The 16,151-nt window shown below is 62.8% G+C and carries 23 protein-coding genes; 12 read left to right on the top strand and 11 right to left on the bottom strand.

The window, feature by feature from the left end:
* Positions 1-15: 15 nt before the first annotated feature.
* The 4 genes from LB558_RS02715 to LB558_RS02700 form a co-directional block, all read right to left on the bottom strand.
* On the bottom strand, positions 16-417 hold the full coding sequence (locus tag LB558_RS02715; protein WP_224696086.1) for a DoxX family protein: 402 nt from the start codon (positions 415-417) through the stop codon (positions 16-18).
* A gap of 157 nt (positions 418-574) precedes the next feature.
* Positions 575-994: a DoxX family protein gene (locus LB558_RS02710; RefSeq protein WP_127289105.1), complete on the bottom strand. Its 420-nt coding sequence runs from the start codon at positions 992-994 to the stop codon at positions 575-577.
* A 237-nt stretch (positions 995-1,231) separates the two neighbouring features.
* Complete coding sequence (gene fumC, locus LB558_RS02705) at positions 1,232-2,629, bottom strand: class II fumarate hydratase (RefSeq protein WP_224696085.1); 1,398 nt, start codon at positions 2,627-2,629, stop codon at positions 1,232-1,234.
* A 156-nt stretch (positions 2,630-2,785) separates the two neighbouring features.
* A complete protein-coding gene (locus tag LB558_RS02700; protein ID WP_224696084.1) occupies positions 2,786-3,265 on the bottom strand; it encodes a cupin domain-containing protein in 480 nt (159 codons plus the stop codon).
* A gap of 87 nt (positions 3,266-3,352) precedes the next feature.
* Here LB558_RS02700 and LB558_RS02695 point away from each other — a divergent pair, with 87 nt between their 5' ends.
* Positions 3,353-4,336: a LysR family transcriptional regulator gene (locus tag LB558_RS02695; protein WP_318011601.1), complete on the top strand. Its 984-nt coding sequence runs from the start codon at positions 3,353-3,355 to the stop codon at positions 4,334-4,336.
* A 75-nt stretch (positions 4,337-4,411) separates the two neighbouring features.
* Here the strand turns inward: LB558_RS02695 and LB558_RS02690 are convergent, their stop codons facing one another.
* Both LB558_RS02690 and betI read right to left on the bottom strand, forming a co-directional pair.
* On the bottom strand, positions 4,412-5,170 hold the full coding sequence (locus LB558_RS02690) for an SDR family NAD(P)-dependent oxidoreductase (RefSeq protein WP_224696082.1): 759 nt from the start codon (positions 5,168-5,170) through the stop codon (positions 4,412-4,414).
* A gap of 123 nt (positions 5,171-5,293) precedes the next feature.
* Complete coding sequence (betI, locus tag LB558_RS02685) at positions 5,294-5,932, bottom strand: choline-responsive transcriptional repressor BetI (RefSeq protein ID WP_224696081.1); 639 nt, start codon at positions 5,930-5,932, stop codon at positions 5,294-5,296.
* A gap of 81 nt (positions 5,933-6,013) precedes the next feature.
* Between betI and choX the strand changes: the two genes are divergently transcribed.
* A complete protein-coding gene (choX, locus tag LB558_RS02680; RefSeq protein WP_224696080.1) occupies positions 6,014-6,952 on the top strand; it encodes a choline ABC transporter substrate-binding protein in 939 nt (312 codons plus the stop codon).
* A 20-nt stretch (positions 6,953-6,972) separates the two neighbouring features.
* Positions 6,973-7,773 carry an alpha/beta fold hydrolase gene (locus tag LB558_RS02675; RefSeq protein ID WP_224696079.1) on the top strand — a complete coding sequence of 267 codons (801 nt, stop codon included), beginning with the start codon at positions 6,973-6,975 and terminating at the stop codon, positions 7,771-7,773.
* Here LB558_RS02675 and LB558_RS02670 read toward each other — a convergent pair.
* Positions 7,770-8,549, bottom strand: a complete 780-nt coding sequence (locus LB558_RS02670) for an NIPSNAP family protein (RefSeq protein ID WP_224696078.1) — start codon at positions 8,547-8,549, stop codon at positions 7,770-7,772. The two genes, LB558_RS02675 and LB558_RS02670, sit on opposite strands and share 4 nt — an antisense overlap.
* 97 nt (positions 8,550-8,646) lie before the next feature.
* On the opposite strand from LB558_RS02670, the gene LB558_RS02665 reads away from it, so the two are divergent.
* Positions 8,647-9,321: a TetR/AcrR family transcriptional regulator gene (locus tag LB558_RS02665; protein ID WP_224696077.1), complete on the top strand. Its 675-nt coding sequence runs from the start codon at positions 8,647-8,649 to the stop codon at positions 9,319-9,321.
* Between the two features lie 64 nt (positions 9,322-9,385).
* On the opposite strand, the gene LB558_RS02660 is transcribed toward LB558_RS02665, so the two are convergent.
* The gene (locus tag LB558_RS02660) at positions 9,386-9,979 is read right to left on the bottom strand and encodes a hypothetical protein (protein ID WP_224696076.1); all 594 of its coding nucleotides are present in this window, start codon (positions 9,977-9,979) and stop codon (positions 9,386-9,388) included.
* Between the two features lie 115 nt (positions 9,980-10,094).
* Between LB558_RS02660 and LB558_RS02655 the strand changes: the two genes are divergently transcribed.
* On the top strand, positions 10,095-11,225 hold the full coding sequence (locus tag LB558_RS02655) for a metallophosphoesterase (protein ID WP_224696226.1): 1,131 nt from the start codon (positions 10,095-10,097) through the stop codon (positions 11,223-11,225).
* A 55-nt stretch (positions 11,226-11,280) separates the two neighbouring features.
* Here the strand turns inward: LB558_RS02655 and LB558_RS02650 are convergent, their stop codons facing one another.
* The gene (locus tag LB558_RS02650) at positions 11,281-11,469 is read right to left on the bottom strand and encodes a CsbD family protein (RefSeq protein ID WP_224696075.1); all 189 of its coding nucleotides are present in this window, start codon (positions 11,467-11,469) and stop codon (positions 11,281-11,283) included.
* Between the two features lie 191 nt (positions 11,470-11,660).
* Here LB558_RS02650 and LB558_RS02645 point away from each other — a divergent pair, with 191 nt between their 5' ends.
* The 7 genes from LB558_RS02645 to LB558_RS02615 all read left to right on the top strand — a co-directional run bounded on the left by LB558_RS02645 (position 11,661) and on the right by LB558_RS02615 (position 15,203).
* Complete coding sequence (locus LB558_RS02645; RefSeq protein WP_224696074.1) at positions 11,661-12,314, top strand: glutathione S-transferase family protein; 654 nt, start codon at positions 11,661-11,663, stop codon at positions 12,312-12,314.
* A gap of 424 nt (positions 12,315-12,738) precedes the next feature.
* A complete protein-coding gene (locus LB558_RS02640; protein WP_010915421.1) occupies positions 12,739-12,948 on the top strand; it encodes a cold-shock protein in 210 nt (69 codons plus the stop codon).
* A 362-nt stretch (positions 12,949-13,310) separates the two neighbouring features.
* Entirely contained in the window at positions 13,311-13,538 is a 228-nt protein-coding gene (locus LB558_RS02635; protein WP_013532399.1) for a hypothetical protein, read from the top strand.
* Complete coding sequence (locus tag LB558_RS02630) at positions 13,538-13,945, top strand: hypothetical protein (RefSeq protein WP_013532398.1); 408 nt, start codon at positions 13,538-13,540, stop codon at positions 13,943-13,945. Before LB558_RS02635 ends, LB558_RS02630 begins: the two co-directional genes overlap by 1 nt.
* A 1-nt stretch (position 13,946) precedes the next feature.
* On the top strand, positions 13,947-14,114 hold the full coding sequence (locus tag LB558_RS02625; RefSeq protein ID WP_224696073.1) for a hypothetical protein: 168 nt from the start codon (positions 13,947-13,949) through the stop codon (positions 14,112-14,114).
* Positions 14,115-14,118: 4 nt separating this feature from the next.
* A complete protein-coding gene (locus LB558_RS02620; RefSeq protein WP_224696072.1) occupies positions 14,119-14,490 on the top strand; it encodes a YkgJ family cysteine cluster protein in 372 nt (123 codons plus the stop codon).
* 101 nt (positions 14,491-14,591) lie between these two features.
* A complete protein-coding gene (locus LB558_RS02615; RefSeq protein ID WP_127260712.1) occupies positions 14,592-15,203 on the top strand; it encodes a LysE family translocator in 612 nt (203 codons plus the stop codon).
* Between the two features lie 96 nt (positions 15,204-15,299).
* Here LB558_RS02615 and LB558_RS02610 read toward each other — a convergent pair whose 3' ends face one another.
* Positions 15,300-15,686, bottom strand: coding sequence for a nuclear transport factor 2 family protein (locus tag LB558_RS02610; protein ID WP_224696071.1), 387 nt, complete (start codon positions 15,684-15,686; stop codon positions 15,300-15,302).
* A 16-nt stretch (positions 15,687-15,702) separates the two neighbouring features.
* A complete protein-coding gene (locus LB558_RS02605) occupies positions 15,703-16,149 on the bottom strand; it encodes an OsmC family protein (RefSeq protein WP_224696070.1) in 447 nt (148 codons plus the stop codon).
* Positions 16,150-16,151: the final 2 nt, after the last annotated feature.

Genomic DNA, 16,151 nt, shown 5'->3' with positions numbered 1-16,151 from the left:
TCTCCAACCAACCTGTCAGGCGCCACGCCCGTCGACCGACCATGCGCCGGCGCCGGCCATGGCAAGCGCCAGGAAACCGCCGGATATCGCAATGTCCTTCATCAGCATCTGCTGGTGCAGGAAGGCGAGCATCGCGTCGCCGCCGCCCTGGCCGTAATGGCCGATGACACCGGCGGCAATGCAGAAGGCGGCGAGCAGCAGCGCCGCGATCAGGGTTTGGAAACCGACCAGGATGAGCAGCCCGGCGATCAGTTCGAACAGTCCCGTGCCCCAGGCGGCAAGTGTCGGCAGCGGCAGGCCGAGGCCGGCGAAATAGCCTGTCGTCCCGGCTATGTCGCTCAATGCATAGAAACCGGAAGGCACCAACAGGGCGGCAAGCAGCAGCCGGGAGAGCAGGAGCAGCGCGTTGCGGGGCATGTTCACCTCCGTTATCGGCCGCCGGTCGGCGTCGTCCCGATAGCCCCGATCCTATCAGAAAACTCAGGCTGGCGGATCGGCTGGCATGTCCCAACAACGAAAAAGCGGCGCGGAAAATTCCGCGCCGCTTTTTCGTTCGGCTATTGCCAGGCTTGGCTCAGCCGCGCTTGGCGTCGATCGAATAGGCGCCGGCGCCCGAGGAGGCCAGCACGAGGAAGCCGCCCGCGATGGCGAGGTTCTTGAGAAACTGGATCATCTGCATCTGGTCGGCCCAACCGGTATGGGCGACCAAACCGGTAGCGACCGTGAAGATCGCCAGCACCCAGGCAACAATCCGGGTCTTAAAGCCGACGAGGATGGCGAGGCCGCCGAGAAGCTCGATCAAGCCGACGACAATGGCCGTTACGGTCGGCAAGGGCAGGCCGAGGCTGCCGAAATAGCCCGCCGTGCCGGTGATGGCGGTCAGCTTGCCGAAGCCTGAAAGCAGGAAGATGACGGCAAGCAGGACGCGGCCGAGGAGAATGGTGGTCGAGGCATTGGATGCGCCGGAACCGGCGACTGAAGTGTTGATGGACATTGGTGGCTCTCCGGGATGGGTTGATACCGGGGAGATAGAGCAAGCCGACTGTTCACCAAAGCCACCAGACCGGCGACACATTGTTCACAGTACTTACGTTTCCGTGATCGGGCGGCCCGCGCAAAATTCGCTTCGGGTCAGGTCGTGAGGGGAGTAAATTCTCCCATCACGAAATACCGGGCTTTTGGTTGACGCGATTCCGGACGGAAAACCGCAAGACACTTTTCCTGGAATTGTCTACCCCGGATGCGTCATATCCTCCGGCCGCACCAGCCGGTCGTAGTCGGCCTCGCTGACCAGCCCGGTGGCAAGCGCTTCCTCGCGTAGCGTGGTGCCCTTCTTGTGCGCGGTCTTGGCGATCTTGGCGGCATTGTCGTAGCCGATGGTCGGCGCCAGCGCCGTCACCAGCATCAGCGAGCGGTCGAGTGCCGCCTTGATGTTGTCTTCGCGGGCTTCGATGCCGACGACACAATTGTCGGTGAAGGAGACCGAGGCGTCGGAGAGCAACTGCACCGACTGCAGGAAGTTGTAGGCCATCAGCGGGTTGTAGACGTTGAGCTCGAAATGACCCTGGCTGCCGGCGAAGGTGAGCGCCGCATTGTTGCCGAACACCTGCACGCAGACCTGCGTCATCGCCTCGCACTGGGTCGGATTGACCTTGCCCGGCATGATCGAGGAGCCCGGTTCGTTTTCCGGCAGCGACAGTTCGCCGAGGCCCGAACGCGGGCCGGAACCGAGGAAACGGATGTCGTTGGCGATCTTGAACAGCGCCGCGGCCGCCGCGTTGATGGCGCCGTGCGAAAACACCATGGAATCATGGGCCGCCAGCGCCTCGAACTTGTTGGGCGCGGTGACGAAGGCAATGCCGGTGATGGCGGCGATGCGATCCGCCACCCTTTCGGCGAAGCCGACCGGCGCGTTGAGGCCGGTGCCGACGGCGGTGCCGCCCTGCGCCAGTTCCTGCAGGCCGGGCAGCGTCAGCTCGATGCGCTTGATGGAGGACGCGACCTGCGCGGCATAGCCTGAAAATTCCTGGCCGAGGGTAAGGGGGGTGGCGTCCTGCGTATGCGTGCGGCCGATCTTGATGATGTGGTTGAAGTCCCGGCTCTTGGCGGCGAGCGCCTTGTGCAGGTGTTTTAGCGCCGGCAAGAGGTCGTACACGATGCGCTCGGCGCAGGCGATGTGCATGGCCGTCGGATAGGTGTCGTTCGACGACTGGCTCATATTGACGTGGTCGTTGGGGTGCACCGGTTTCTTGGAGCCCATGACGCCGCCCAGCATCTCGATCGCCCGGTTGGAGATCACCTCATTGGCGTTCATGTTGGACTGCGTGCCCGAACCGGTCTGCCAGACCACCAGCGGGAAATGCTCATCGAGCTTGCCATCGATGACCTCTTGCGCCGCCTCGACAATCGTCTTGCCGATCGAAGGATCGAGCCGCTTGAGCTCCATGTTGGCCTCGGCCGCCGCGCGCTTGACGATGCCCAGCGCACGCACGATCGACGCCGGCTGCTTTTCCCAGCCGATCTTGAAATTGCCAAGGGAACGCTGCGCCTGCGCGCCCCAATAGCGGTCGGCGGCGACTTCGATCGGGCCGAACGTGTCGGTTTCGGTTCTGGTCTTTGCAGCGGTCACGGGTCTCTCCTTGTCGAAGTCGGCAACGGCGTATCGCGTTGCACAAACGGCTTCAAGCGGAGATTGCGGGCGGCAAGGATGCAAATCGGTTGAAGGCGCGACGCTTCTCTCCTTCTCTCACAAGGGAGAAGAAGAGGGCTGCGCAGATCCGACCTCTCACCCCAGCGGCGGACCGACAATGTCGATGCCATTCTTTGCGCAGATTTGCGTCAGCGCTTCGATCATCTCGGGTGTCGGCCGCGATAGCGGCGGCAACTCCGGCTGTTCGGCGGAACGGCTCGCCTGACGCAGCATCGTCTCGAAATCCGAACCGCGCGTAATGGTGAGCGTACGCGCGCCTTCGCGCGATTCGACCCGGTAGGTGTGCGGCAGGCCTTTCGGCGCAATGACGGTCTCGCCCGCTTCCGCAATGCGTTCGGAGCCGTCGATCTGAAAGCGAAGCCTGCCGTCGAGGATGTGGAACACTTCGTCTTCCCTGCGATGCACATGCAGCGGCGGAGAGTCGCCATAGGGCATGCGATGTTCGACGACGCAGGTACCGTCCTCTCCTGCCGCCGACGAGACGTGGATCGCGACGAGCGTGTTGTTGAACCAGAAGAGTTCCTTGCCTGTGATCGTGCCGGGGGTCATTGTCATGGCTGTCTGATCCTTCTTTTGCCTGTGCCTGCTGTGCCGATGACGACCTAACCAAGGACATGCCGACAACGGAAATCGAATGATCGTATGGGGCGAATTGATGCGATGAATTTGAATGCGCTCGACCTCAATCTCGTTAGGGTGTTCGACGCCCTTCTGCGGGAGAGAAGCGTTACGCGTGCCGGCGAGCAGATCGGCCTCAGCCAGCCTGCCGTCAGTGCCGCGCTCAATCGCTTGCGTCATCTCCTCAACGACCAGTTGTTCGTGCGGCGCGGCAACGACATGGTGCCGACCCCGCGCGCCGAGAGCATGGCCGAGCCGTTGCGCGTGGCGCTGCGCGAGATCGAACGCGTTTTCCAGTCGGGGAAGGATTTCGATCCTGCCGGCCTGGAGCGAACCTTCACCTTCATGGGCGCGGACTTCTTTTCCATGCTGCTGATGCCGCCCTTTGCGGCGCGCGTCGCGGCCGTGGCGCCCGGCGTGTCGTTCCGCTTTCTCGACAGCGCGCGCGGCGACGTTTCGCGGCTGCTCCAGGACGATGAAATCGACGCCGCACTCGAACGCCCGCTGGAGGTTTCCGACTGGATCTCCAGCGCGCCTCTGTTCCATTCGCCATTCTCAATCATTGCCGCGAGGGACAACACCACGATCAGGCAGGCCGGGATCGCGGACGGCGAGCGTCTGCCGATAGAGCTTTTCTGCGAACTGCCTCATGTGCTTCGCTCCATCGACGGTTCGATGTCGGGTTCCACCGACGAGGCGCTGGACAAGATCGGGCGAAAGCGCCGTGTGAGCCTCGCGCTGCCGCATTTTCAAGCTGTCGCATTGGCAGTGGCAAATGGAAACTACCTCTCGGCGGTTCCCAGGCAGTTCGCAGTTTGGGCGGCGAAGACCCTGCCGCTCGTCATCTTTGAACCGCCGCTTCCCATTGCTGTTCCTGAAATCAGGATGTACTGGCACGCGCGTCACGACGACGAGCCACCCCATCGCTGGGTTCGCACGCAGATCCTGGAGGCGGTAGCCGCACTCGGATTTGTGGAAAGCGGCGCCCCTGAAATTGCCGGCGCCTAGCTCTTCGTTTTGACGCAATTCCGTACGGAAAAGCGTGTCACACTTTTCCTGGAATTGCTCTGGCGCCCGGAGGGATCACCCCGCCGTATATCCACCGTCGATCGAGAAAATGCCGCCGCTGGTCCAGGCCGCCTCGTTGCTCGCCAGATAGACCGCGATGCCGGCCAGATCGTCGGGGCGGCCGATTCTGCCGAGCGGATAGCTGCGCTCGACATAGGCTTTCAGCTCCGCCTTTGCCTCGGCCGGCAAATTGTCGACGGTCTTGCGTCGCATGGCGGTGTCGACGGTGCCCGGCGCAATGGCGTTGACGCGGATGCCGCGCGGGCCGAGTTCGAAGGCGAGCGATTTGGTCAGCGAGTTCAACGCGCCCTTCGACAGGGAATAGAGGCTCGACGGCCGCTTCGGGATCATCTTGTTGGCGAAATAGGACGAGATGTTGATCACCGATGCGCCGGTTGCCAGATGCGGCAGCAGGCCCTGGGTGAGGAAGAACACCGCCGTCACATTGAGCGCGAAGGATTCTTGGAACTGCGCCACGCTGACGGTCTCGAACGGCACCAAAAAGGCCACCCCGGCATTGTTGACGAGGATATCGAGAGGCTTGCCCGATTTTTTCACCTCCTCGACGACGGCCGCGATGCCGGCCGATGTGGCAAGATCGGCCGACAGCGTCTCGATAGTGCCGCCGAGCTGCTCGCTGGCGGCATCGAGCTTCTTGGTGTCGCGGCCGACGATCAGGACGTCCGCACCCTCGTGCGAAAAGGCTTGGGCGATCGCCAGGCCGATACCGTCCGATCCACCGGTGACCAGCGCGCGCTTGTTGTGAAGTCTCATGGGATGCTCCGAGATTTCAGCGTCGTCGAGAGCGCCGGACATTGGCGGCCAAGGTCAAGCCGTCAGCCTAACCCACGGTATGAACTTCGACCGCTGCCATCCGGCAGGCCAGCCGAGTCTGGTTTAAGCGCCGGCGGTTGCAAACTCCCCCAAAGCCAGCCGGCCCGCGACATAATTCTTGACCTGGCGGACCGCCTGTTCGCGCGACACGCTGCCCGGCTGCAGGCCGAGCCGCAGCCAAAGCCCGTCGATCAGCGCGGTGACGCCAAGCGCGATGTCGTCGGCATCTCCAGGCGAGGCGAGGCCGTGCAGGCCCGACAACAGGTTCGAGCGCATGCGCGCGTGGATCACCCTCTGGATACGGGCCATCTTCTCGTCGCGCGGCACCTCGGCGCAGAGCGACAGCCAGGCATGGCACAGGGGCGGCTGGAACAGATGCTCCTCGAAATTGCCCTCGATCACGGCATCCATGCGTTCCATCGGCGTACGCGCCCGGCGAAGCCGCGCGATCACCGCCTGACACAGGACGGCGTTTGCCTCGCGCATCGCGTGCTCGAACAATTCCTGCTTGTTGCGGAAATAGTGCAGCACGATGCCCTTGGAGGCGCCGGCCTGCGCCGCCACCTTTTCCAGCGTCGCGCCGGCAATGCCTTCGCGCTCCAGCACGGCGAAGGCCGCCTGGCGCAGCTCCTTGCGGCGTATCTCACTGAGACGCTTGAGTTTCACGGGATCGGTCCATGCATTTCGAATCCACGTTGACATTTTCGTCCGCTCAGATCAAGAATTGACCCATGGGACAATAAAAAGACCAATTGGTCAATTTTACGAACGAGGAGAATCGAAATGTTCCGCATCCTTGCAAGTGGCGTCTGCCTTGCCGCCCTCATGTCGGCCTCTCATGCGGCCCAGGCGGCCGAGGCCGAGCAGTGCAAGACGGTCCGCATGGCCGAACCCGGCTGGAACGACCTTGCCTTCACCACAGGAGTCGCCAATGTCTTGTTGGAGGCGCTCGGCTATCAGCCGCAAAGCCAGGTTCTTGGCATCAACGTCATCTACGAGGGCATGAAAAACAGGGACCTCGACCTGTTCCTTGGCTACTGGGACCCGGCCATGGTCACCTATTACGAGCCCTACAAGAAGGACGGCTCGGTCGAGAATGTGCGCGTCAATCTCGTAGGCGCCAAATACACTTTCGCCGTCCCGACTTACGCCTGGGATGCCGGCGTCAAGGACATTTCCGACCTGCACAAGTTCGCCGACAAGTTCGGCAAGAAAATGTACGGCATCGAGCCCGGTTCAAACCAGTTGATGATGGACGCCATCGCCGATCCGGCCTTTGGGCTGGACGGCTGGCAAGTGGTCGAGTCGAGCGAAGCCGGCATGCTTTCCGAGGTCGGCTACGAGATCAAGGAAAAGCAGTTCATCGTTTTCCAGGGCTGGGCGCCGCATCCGATGAACACGATGTACGACTTCAAGTACCTGACCGGCGGCGACAAGTTCTTCGGCCCGAACTTCGGCGCCGCGACGGTGACGACGCAGGTGCGCAAGGGCTATCTCGATCAATGCCCGAACGTCGCGCAATTCCTCAGGAATCTCGCCTTCGACATCGATTTCGAAAATGTCGGCATGGGTTATCTGATCAATGACGGCATGAAGCCGGAGGACGGCGCGCTGAAGGCTATCACGGCCAACAAGAACCGTCTCGATGCCTGGCTCGGCGGCGTCACCACTTTTGACGGCCAACCGGGCCTCGCCGCGGTCAAGGAAAAGCTCGGCCTGTGAGAGCGGCGGTGCTGGATGCTATGCCGGAACAGGACGCCTGGGCCGGCCGCAAGCAGTTCGTCGCTGTCGGCGATCTCGACATCGCCTATGTCGAGATATCGGGCGCCGAGCCGGCACTGCTGTTGGTGCACGGCTTCACCGACACCAGCCGCAGTTTTTCGCTTCTTGCGCCATATCTGGCCGGCCGCCGGCTGGTCATGCCGGATCTGCGCGGCCACGGCGCCTCGCAAGCGGGCAAGGGCTGCGGCATCATCGATTTCGCCGGCGATATTGCCGGGCTGATCCAGATCTTGCGGCTCGACCGGCCGGTCGTCATCGGCCATTCGCTGGGCGCCATGGTGGCTGTCGCCTTGGCTGGGCGACACAAGGACCTCATCGGTGGACTGGTGGTGCTGGCCGGCACGTTGAAGCCTGATTTCGCGCCGGATCATCCGCTGATCGCGGGCGTCGAGGCGCTGCGCGACCCGATATCACCGGCCGATCCGTTCTATGCCTGGTGGCATGCCTGTAGTCCTGACGTGCCAGCAGCCCTTCTCGCCGGCTTGGCGCATGAGGCCTCGGCGATGCCGACGCCGCGCTGGCGCGCGATTCTCGAGGAAATCCGCCGCGCCGATCTGACCGATGCTGCGCGGGCCGTGCAGGCCCGGACGCTGATCATCGCCGGCGCGTGCGACCCGCTGTTCGGCGAGGCGCACCAGCAGGCGTTGCAATCCGCTCTTGCCGGAGCCGTCTTCGTCCGCGCCGAGAGCTGCGGCCACAACCCGCATTGGGAAGATCCAGGCCTCGTCGCGGAGGCCATCATCGAGGCATATGAAGTCTAACGCCCGACCAGTGATTGCGATGTCGGCGACAGCCGCAAAGTCTCCGTTGGTTCGGTCAGACCAGCTTGCGCGGCCTGCCAAAAATCCTGCCATGCCGGCGAGGCGGCGAGGGCGGCCTTGTGGCGGGCATGCGCTTCAGTGCTGGCAAAACCCATGACGCTGGTGAAGACGTTTTCTTCAGCCCGTACAGGGAGGCGCGGAAAACTGTTTTCGGCATGCTCGGTAACGAAAGCGGCGAGCAGGCGTGCGTCGGCCGTCATCAGGCACGCCGCTTTAATCTCGAAGCGAGTGGCGAAATCTGCCTCCGTGCCGGGCTGCAAATGATGAATCTCGATGACAACGATGCCGGTCAGCGGCTTGTTTTGAATGGGCTTTTCGTCGGCGGCCGGGCTTGGCCGCTGCGCGCCCGCCAGGTCGAAGCCGGCGCCCGGCCACGCCGGTTTGAGAAGCAGCACATCGTCGGAATCGATCATTGTCTCGTTGGCCGCATGGCTGTTCGCCGCCCAGACCGGCCCGCCGTAAAACGCGGCGAGAGCATTTTTCCGCGCATCCATGCCGTCGAAGCCGCGCATCCAGACGAACATGTCCGGGCGGTCGAGGTCTCGGAACTGGCCGATGATGGTCATGCCGGCGTCCTCCTGGCCCTCGATCAGTCTGCCGTCGAAGATGTCGATGAGCGTGTCGCGCCGGCCGGGCTTCAACGTGTATTGCCGCAACTCCACGACAGGCGAGGCGAGCGCCGTGGGTTTCGGCGCCACGTTCTGGGGCAGGTTCATCCGGCACTCTCCTTAAAACAGGGTGATCGTCCTGTTTTCAAAACAGACCGGTTGTCCTGTTTTGTCAACATGCTAAAGTTCGGCAATGTCAGCAGAGATGACCGTCCAGCCAAAACCGCTCCCGGGAAAACGCACCAACGACCCCGAAGGCATGCGCAAGAAAGTGCTCGATGTCGCCGAGGATGCGTTCCAGTCGCGCGGCCATCACGCTTCCAGCATCGGCGACCTTATGGCGGCGGCTGATGTCAGCGGCGGCGCGCTGCATCACCATTTCCCGACCAAGAAGGCGCTGGCGCTGGCTGTGATCGACGAGCGTGTGGCGGCAGCGGTCGAAGAGACATGGATCGCGCCGGTGCTGGCGGCGGCATCAGCGCGCGAGGGCGTGCGCGCGGTGTTCGAGGCCGTGGCGGCGGAACTGGAGCAGCAGGGGTTCGTGCGCGGCTGCCCGCTCAACAATCTGGCGCACGAATTGTCGCTTGCCGATCCCGATTTCCGCATTGCCCTTGCCGGTATTTTTGCCGGGTGGCGGCGCGCGATTGCCGACAAGGTGCGTGCCGACCAGCAGGCGGGCAGGGACGAGGGCACGGACCCCGAACGCTTCGCCGTGCTGACGGTCGCCGCCTATTCCGGGGCGATGTCGATGGCCAAGGCCGCGCAGGATGCGAGCGTGCTGCGCGATTGTCTGGCGGGGCTGGAGCGCAGCGCGCCGTCGCAGGGCGGATTGGCAGCCAGGCGACGCAACAGGATACTGCCACGGCCGAGAACCCCTTGACTTTGCGGCGCTGCGTTCTTCATCCGATGCCCGACGAGGTGGGGAACGCCGGGCTCTGGTTCAGCTACTCGGCCAGCGGCTTGATCGTCTCGTAGCCGTTGACGGATTCCGAACCAGTGCCTTCATCGTAGCGCCGTGCGAGCGCGGCTTGCAGATCGGGCGCATAGAGCGCGGTGAACGTGTCCAGCGTTTCGCCGGCGCCGTTCTTGAACGTCTCCTTGACCGCCAGGACATTGTATTTGCAGTCGCCCAGACTGAATGTCTCCTTGCCCTCGACGACAAGGCTCAGCGTCTTGGTGCCCTTCGGCGGCTTGTTCGGCGACAACTCGACGAACTCTATCGCGACCTTTGCCCCCGCCTTCAGCGGGAACAGTTTTCGCAGATCGGAAAATGGGATCATCGCCTGGCGACCGGTGTCGCTGTCGCGAAGCACCTCGATCAGGCCGGCGAACAAATATTGGGTTTGGGGCGATTGCGATTCGTAGGTGTTGATAACCGACATCATCCCGCCAGCCACGGGCCGAAATTCGCTCTGGATGTCGGGTCTCGCCAGAACGAAACCCTTCCTGGCGGACTTGGCATCGACGCAACCGGCGGCATGCGCGGTGCTCGCGCACAACATCGCGGCCAGAACCATGCAGATAGGTGCGGCTTTCATTTTTCGTCCTCCTCCGCTTGCGCAAGGAGAGACATGCCAGACCCGTGGCGTCATGTCGATGATGGCGGCGCACAGAGGCGCTGGACGACCGGCCGCTGCCATGCTGAATCAGCGTATGATGAATCGCCGTTCGAGTGGATCGCTTTCTCGACGCAGCTTCCTGGCGCAGGCTGCTGGATTTGCCGCCGCCGGCGCCTTGTCGCGCCCGGCCTTCGGCCAGACCGGACAACGCGTCCAGTCGATCGACGCCACCTTCCTGTTCATCGCCGATGTCCATGCCTGCCGCATGGCGAGCGGGTTGAGCCCCAACTGCCTGCAGGAAGGCAAGACCGATGCCGCGCTGCTGCGCAACGTGGCGGTGCTGAATGCGCTTGGCGACAAGGACTGGCCGGCGGAGATCAATGGCGTCGCCACCGGCCTGCGTTCAGCCGGCAGGATAGGCACGCCGCTCGGCCTTGTCGTCGGCGGCGACATCACCGACGATGGCGGCGGCCAGATCACCCAGCCGAGCGAGGGCACCCAACTGCTCCAGTTCAGCCAGCGTTACAGCCAAGGCGTCGGCCCGGATCGCGTGCACATGCCGGTTTATATCGGGCTCGGCAACCATGATCTCGACCAGAACGGCCCGCCGCACCATGTCGACTGGTACCGGCGCGAACTGCGCGACTATGTCGAGGTCAACCACCGCGCCGGCGTGTTCTTCAAGCCGCCAGTGCCGGCCACCGACTATGATGTCGAGACCGACTGCTACTCTTGGGATTGGGGCGGCCTGCATCTGATCCAGACGCATCGTTTCGCTGGCGATACCGGCCACGGCGCCGAGAGCAGCCTGCCATGGCTGAAGCAGGATCTGGCGACCTATGCGGCGGACGGCCGTCCGGTCGTCCTGTTCCAGCATTATGGCTGGGACACTTTCTCGGTGGAACGCTGGGACGCCGCGAAGAGGCACTTCGATGATGATGGTACCGGTGCGCCGCACTGGTGGAGCGAGGCCGACCGGCAAGCGTTGCTGGCGGCGCTGAAGGGCTACAATGTCGTCGGCATTTTCCATGGCCACCAGCACGAAACGCCGCTGATCTATCGCAGGGATGGGATCGACCTGTTCAAGCCGAAGGCTGCCTATATGGGCGGTTTCGCGCTGGCCAGGGTGACCAGCGACGGCATGGACGTGGTGCTGGGCGAAGCGACCGGTGACCACGGCGAGGTCGCCTTCACCAATGCTTTCAGCAAGGGTTGGAGCACCTGAAAAGGCGGCCGTCGCGACCGCCTTTACCTCGAGAAAGCGCATCTCTCGATGTGGATCAGAGCGCCTTCTTGGCCTTGTCCTTCACGTCGCCATAGGCCTTCTGCACCTTGCCGGCGCTCTTGTCGGCCGTGCCTTCGGCCTGGGTCTGCCTGTTGCCGGTTGCCTTGCCCGCGGCTTTCTTGACCGAGCCCTTGACCTGCTTGGCCACGCCCGCAACCTGATCCTTGTTCACCTTTTTGCGCATCTCCTGGGATTCTGAATTCGGGGGAATTCATTGCGGGTAGCTAACGAGCCGATGTCGGTTAGGTTCCAGGCGTCGCCCGGACGGCAGATCAGGTCGCGCGGCCGCCGCCTGGGGCAAGGTCGGTGGGCTAGGCTGTGAACACGCGCCGACAATGGGAATTGGGTGGCCAGGCGTGCGGGGAGAAAAGAAAAATGGCAGAATTTACGCTCTTTATCGGCAACAAGTGTTTCTCCTCATGGTCGCTGCGGCCATGGGTGGCGATGAGGCATCTGGGGATCCCGTTCGAGGAAGGTTTCGTGCGGCTGCGCACGCCTGAAACCTTTGCCAATCTGGCAAAAGTGTCGCCGACCGGTCAGGTGCCGGTGCTGAATCACAACGGCAAGATCGTCTGGGAAACCCTTGCCATCCTTGAATATCTTGCCGACCTGTTTCCCGAGAAAAAGCTCTGGCCCGCCGATATCGACGCTCGTGCGCTGGCGCGTTCGGCCGCGACCGAGATGCATTCCGGCTTTCGCGAGGTCCGCTATGGCTGGCCGATGAATTTGCGCCGGTCCAAGGGGCACAAGCCGCTCGATGCCGAGGGCGAGGCGCAACGCGCCCGCATCGAGGCGCTGTGGCGCGAGTGCCGGGAAAAATACGGCAAGGGTGGCCCGTTCCTGTTTGGCCATTTCACCGCGGCCGACGCCATGTATGCGCCTGTCGTCACCCGTTTCGACACATATGGCGGCACGCTGGCGCCGGATACGCGCGCCTATGTCGATGCCGTGCTGGCAACGCCGGCAATGCGGCACTGGTATGCCGAGGCGGCCAGGGAAACGTGGCCGGAACCCGGCCCGGACGAATAGGGGACAAACGAAAACGCCCCTCGCACCTTTTATCGTGCGGGGGGCGTCTTTGCCATCAACTGTTCTTTCGATTGCTCTCATGAACTGCTGGTGACACGGAATAAATGCGCGGCTGCGCCGATGGTTCCTGGATACCGCAAAAATTTTTTCAGGTTGGCGCAAGCGCGCTGTTTGGCGCCCGTTTTGCTCCATGCCAGGTGTTTTGGCCAGGTGTTTCGGGAGAATTCCGCAGCTGTGGCTTTATGCAAATTTGACAGCGCGCCAAAAGAAGCCTATAAGCAAATTGTCGATATTTGTTTGACTGACTTTTGTTATCCGCGCTTTCGAGCGCGCCTTTGACGAACTTCCACATCAAAAATCGGGACAAACGACGTTGTGCATCCGCATGGCGTCGAACGAATATTTGCCATGGAAAGGGTTCGTCATGAGCACCGGCACAGTTAAATGGTTCAACGCCACCAAAGGTTTTGGTTTTATTCAGCCTGACGACGGCTCTGCCGACGTTTTTGTCCACATCTCGGCCGTAGAGCGCGCCGGCATGCGTGACATCGTCGAGGGCCAGAAGCTCGGCTACGAGATGGTCCGCGACAACAAGTCGGGCAAGATGTCCGCCGACCAGTTGAAGGCGGCCTGAAAAACGAATTCAGCTCTCCCGGTGACCACGGATGTACTGGCACCGGTGAGTGGCGAATTCGGGCACATGGCCGCGGAGACCTGAGTTTCCACGGCATATCATGTGCGTAAGCAGGGCGTTCCCGTGCATCCCGGTACATCCTTTTGGATGTCATCTGGTTGCGCGACGCTCTCATGAAGGTCAGGCGGTGCCTGGCCTTTTTCATTTTGCCGCCTTGCCGCCGAAAGTGCGCTGCGCGCCGGCCTGGACGTGCTAAGGGACGCTCCAGCAATTTGAATTCGCCGCGCGTATTGCTTTGTGCGTGATCCTGACCGAAGACCCGGTCTCGCTCCATCGGCACAGGCTCCTGACAGGAGAAAGATTTGACCACCAGTTCAAAGACAACCGTCGATCAGGCCGTGTCCCTGTTCAGCAAGACGCAAACCCAGTCGATGTCGCTCAACCGCATCAATTCCGAGCGCGACGCCGTCAGCGAGGCACGCGAAGCCAAGACCGCGCGTCTGCGCGAATTGCGCCTGGAGAAGGAGGCCGACGAGATGGCCGCTGCCGCCGCGCTAGCCGCTTTGCCGAAGCGGGCCGGAAGACGCTGATGGCCACCAAACGCGTACCGCCAACACCGATCGCCGCCGACGCAACCATTGCCGATATGGTTGAAGGCCTCGACAAGCCGGTCGAATTCGTCCGGCGCGTGCTGGAAAAGCTCGAACGCTGCAAGCGTGCCCACGGCGATGCCCAGGTGCGCGTCGGCGTGCGCGGCCGCGCCGAATGCCCGAACTACCTGATCGAATATGTCCGCGAAGACGCCAAGACCCATGAGCGGGTGACTTATCAGGACGCCGCCTACAGCGGCAGCACGCATCGCGAGTTGGCGGCCCATCACATCGAGGCGGTGAAAAACTGGTCGCCCGAGGAAATGAACATCACGGCCGTTTCGGCGCTGATCGGCCGCCTGCGCAATCCGCGCGCCCCATCATCGCGCTTCGCCGACGAGGACTGACATGGCCATAAAATTCTCCTCCAAGCATCAGCCGGCAGCCTCGGGTGCTGCGGCAAAACCGGCCAAGCCGGTTGCCGCGCCGAAAGCCGGCGACGCCACCGAGGCTGCGACCGATCTGTTCAAGTCGCCGGCGGATTCGCCGAAGGGCAAGACGGCTAAGAAGAAATAGCGCCTTGCCGCAAGACGCCGATCGCAACCCCGCCGCGCCAGGGCTGTCCGCTCTGGTAGCCGCCGCAAGCGTTTTGTCGTCGCAACAGGGCACCTTCGATTGCCAAAGCTGCGGTGCCTGCTGCTCCTATTCGGCCGAGTGGCCGCGCTTTTCCACCGAGGATGACGCACAGCTCGACCGTATCCCGGAAAAATATGTCGCATCTGACCTGTCAGGCATGCGCTGCGAGGGCGTGCGCTGCTCGGCGCTGTCCGGCGAGATCGGCAAGTCGACCGCTTGCGGCATTTACGAAGTCCGCCCGGACGTCTGTCGCGCCTGCATGCCCGGCGACGAGGAGTGTCTGATGGCACGCCAGGCGCTCGGATTGCCGGTGTAACCAATCTCTCCACAAGTGGGAGATTAAGCCAGTCGCCGCCGCTTGTGCGTAGACCCTCGTCTCGATACCTTCCGCGCCGGGCAGGGCAGCGGAGGATTTTCATGAGCATCGAATTTCTGTTGACGTCCCTGATTGTCGTGGCTTCGCCCGGCACCGGCGTTCTCTACACGCTGAGCGCCGGGCTCTCGCGCGGTGCGCGGGCCAGCGTCATCGCCGCCTTCGGCTGCACGCTCGGCATCATCCCGCATATGGCCGCCGCCATCACCGGCCTTGCGGCTCTGCTGCACACCAGCGCGGTCGCCTTCGAGACGCTGAAATATCTCGGCGTCGCCTATCTGCTTTACATGGCCTGGAACACGCTGAAGGAAAAGGGTGGCCTCAGCGTCGAGCAGGATGTGACGCCACGCTCGGCCGGCAAGGTCATCGCCACCGGCATCCTCGTCAACGTGCTCAACCCGAAACTGTCGATATTCTTCTTCGCCTTCCTGCCGCAATTCGTCAGCACCACGGAGCCCAATGCGCTGTCGAAGATGCTGGAACTCAGCTCCGTCTTCATGCTTTTGACCTTCGTGGTTTTCGTCGGCTACGGCATCTTCGCCGCCTCGATCCGCAGCCACGTCGTCTCGCGGCCAATGGTGCTGACCTGGATGCGCCGGACCTTCGCCGGCGCCTTCGTCATGCTCGGCGCAAAACTGGCGCTGGCGGATCGGTAGCGCCACGGGGAGCGGTTCAGTCTCGCTGATCCGCTCCTCTTTGTTGGGCTGCCGGGCGAAAAGCCGTTATGCCTTTCGGGGAATTGCTCGGGCACGCTACCCCTTCACATAGCCCATCGCTTCGATGATCCGCCCGTCGGCCACGCGCATGAGGTTGACGCCGCGCAGCGAATTGCCGTCGGTCATGAAATAGCGCCAGCGGATCGTTGCCCGGTCGCCGGCAACGAAGGTTTCCTCGATATCGAAGCGCGTGCCGGCCTGGGTTGCTATCGCCGTCCAAAGCCCGACGCACGCCGCTTGACCGGCATAACGGGCGCCGTCCGGCGCTGGAACGGTGTTCTCGATCACGCAATCCTCAGCCACCAGTTCGGCGAGTGCCGAAGGATCATGGCGTTGGAATACGTCGTTGTAGCGCCGCATGATCTCGGCCGTCTGCTGGGACAGGGAGTACGCGGTTGCGTCCATGACCAGTTCTTGTGTCATCTTCTTTCTCCTGGCTTCATTGGCCTTTGGTGGCTTCGACGAGTGTTGCCTTGAGGGTGATCTGAGACACGCCGGCAAGGGCCCGCGAGACGAGGCAGCCCGCCTTGGCGGACTGTGCAAGGCGCTCGAATTCATCTTCGGCAAGTCCCGCGACCTCTGCCTCGGTTTCGAGCTCGATGCGGGTGATCGTCGGACCGGCAGCGGTTGCGCCAAGATGCACCTTGGCGACGGTGCTGATGCTTGTCGGGACATGATTGGCGTTGCCCAGTATGGCGCTCAGCGCCATCGAGAAGCAGCCTGCATGCGCTGCGGCGATCAGCTCCTCCGGGTTGGTGCCCGGACCGTTCTCGAAACGCGACGGGAAGGAATAGGCGCCTTCGAAAACGCCGCTGCCGAGCCGCAACCGGCCCGCCCCTTCCTTCAGCGTCCCTTGCCATTTGGCCGAGGCTTCACGAATTGTCATTG

This window comes from Mesorhizobium sp. CO1-1-8 (assembly GCF_020164875.1).
In the GTDB taxonomy this organism is placed as follows: Bacteria; Pseudomonadota; Alphaproteobacteria; order Rhizobiales; family Rhizobiaceae; genus Mesorhizobium.
Note: the sequence above shows the minus strand (reverse complement) of the source record. Positions and strands in the feature narration are given on the sequence as shown.

What these genes read in the sequence shown, in the direction of transcription:
- LB558_RS02715 (WP_224696086.1), bottom strand. Translation starts at nt 417, where the DNA reads ATGCCCCGCAACGCGCTGCTCCTGCTCTCCCGGCTGCTGCTTGCCGCC.
- LB558_RS02710 (WP_127289105.1), bottom strand. Translation starts at nt 994, where the DNA reads ATGTCCATCAACACTTCAGTCGCCGGTTCCGGCGCATCCAATGCCTCG.
- LB558_RS02700 (WP_224696084.1), bottom strand. Translation starts at nt 3,265, where the DNA reads ATGACAATGACCCCCGGCACGATCACAGGCAAGGAACTCTTCTGGTTC.
- LB558_RS02695 (WP_318011601.1), top strand. Translation starts at nt 3,353, where the DNA reads ATGGGGCGAATTGATGCGATGAATTTGAATGCGCTCGACCTCAATCTC.
- LB558_RS02690 (WP_224696082.1), bottom strand. Translation starts at nt 5,170, where the DNA reads ATGAGACTTCACAACAAGCGCGCGCTGGTCACCGGTGGATCGGACGGT.
- betI (WP_224696081.1), bottom strand. Translation starts at nt 5,932, where the DNA reads ATGTCAACGTGGATTCGAAATGCATGGACCGATCCCGTGAAACTCAAG.
- choX (WP_224696080.1), top strand. Translation starts at nt 6,014, where the DNA reads ATGTTCCGCATCCTTGCAAGTGGCGTCTGCCTTGCCGCCCTCATGTCG.
- LB558_RS02675 (WP_224696079.1), top strand. Translation starts at nt 6,973, where the DNA reads ATGCCGGAACAGGACGCCTGGGCCGGCCGCAAGCAGTTCGTCGCTGTC.
- LB558_RS02670 (WP_224696078.1), bottom strand. Translation starts at nt 8,549, where the DNA reads ATGAACCTGCCCCAGAACGTGGCGCCGAAACCCACGGCGCTCGCCTCG.
- LB558_RS02665 (WP_224696077.1), top strand. Translation starts at nt 8,647, where the DNA reads ATGACCGTCCAGCCAAAACCGCTCCCGGGAAAACGCACCAACGACCCC.
- LB558_RS02660 (WP_224696076.1), bottom strand. Translation starts at nt 9,979, where the DNA reads ATGAAAGCCGCACCTATCTGCATGGTTCTGGCCGCGATGTTGTGCGCG.
- LB558_RS02655 (WP_224696226.1), top strand. Translation starts at nt 10,095, where the DNA reads ATGATGAATCGCCGTTCGAGTGGATCGCTTTCTCGACGCAGCTTCCTG.
- LB558_RS02650 (WP_224696075.1), bottom strand. Translation starts at nt 11,469, where the DNA reads ATGCGCAAAAAGGTGAACAAGGATCAGGTTGCGGGCGTGGCCAAGCAG.
- LB558_RS02645 (WP_224696074.1), top strand. Translation starts at nt 11,661, where the DNA reads ATGGCAGAATTTACGCTCTTTATCGGCAACAAGTGTTTCTCCTCATGG.
- LB558_RS02640 (WP_010915421.1), top strand. Translation starts at nt 12,739, where the DNA reads ATGAGCACCGGCACAGTTAAATGGTTCAACGCCACCAAAGGTTTTGGT.
- LB558_RS02630 (WP_013532398.1), top strand. Translation starts at nt 13,538, where the DNA reads ATGGCCACCAAACGCGTACCGCCAACACCGATCGCCGCCGACGCAACC.
- LB558_RS02625 (WP_224696073.1), top strand. Translation starts at nt 13,947, where the DNA reads ATGGCCATAAAATTCTCCTCCAAGCATCAGCCGGCAGCCTCGGGTGCT.
- LB558_RS02615 (WP_127260712.1), top strand. Translation starts at nt 14,592, where the DNA reads ATGAGCATCGAATTTCTGTTGACGTCCCTGATTGTCGTGGCTTCGCCC.
- LB558_RS02610 (WP_224696071.1), bottom strand. Translation starts at nt 15,686, where the DNA reads ATGACACAAGAACTGGTCATGGACGCAACCGCGTACTCCCTGTCCCAG.
- LB558_RS02605 (WP_224696070.1), bottom strand. Translation starts at nt 16,149, where the DNA reads ATGACAATTCGTGAAGCCTCGGCCAAATGGCAAGGGACGCTGAAGGAA.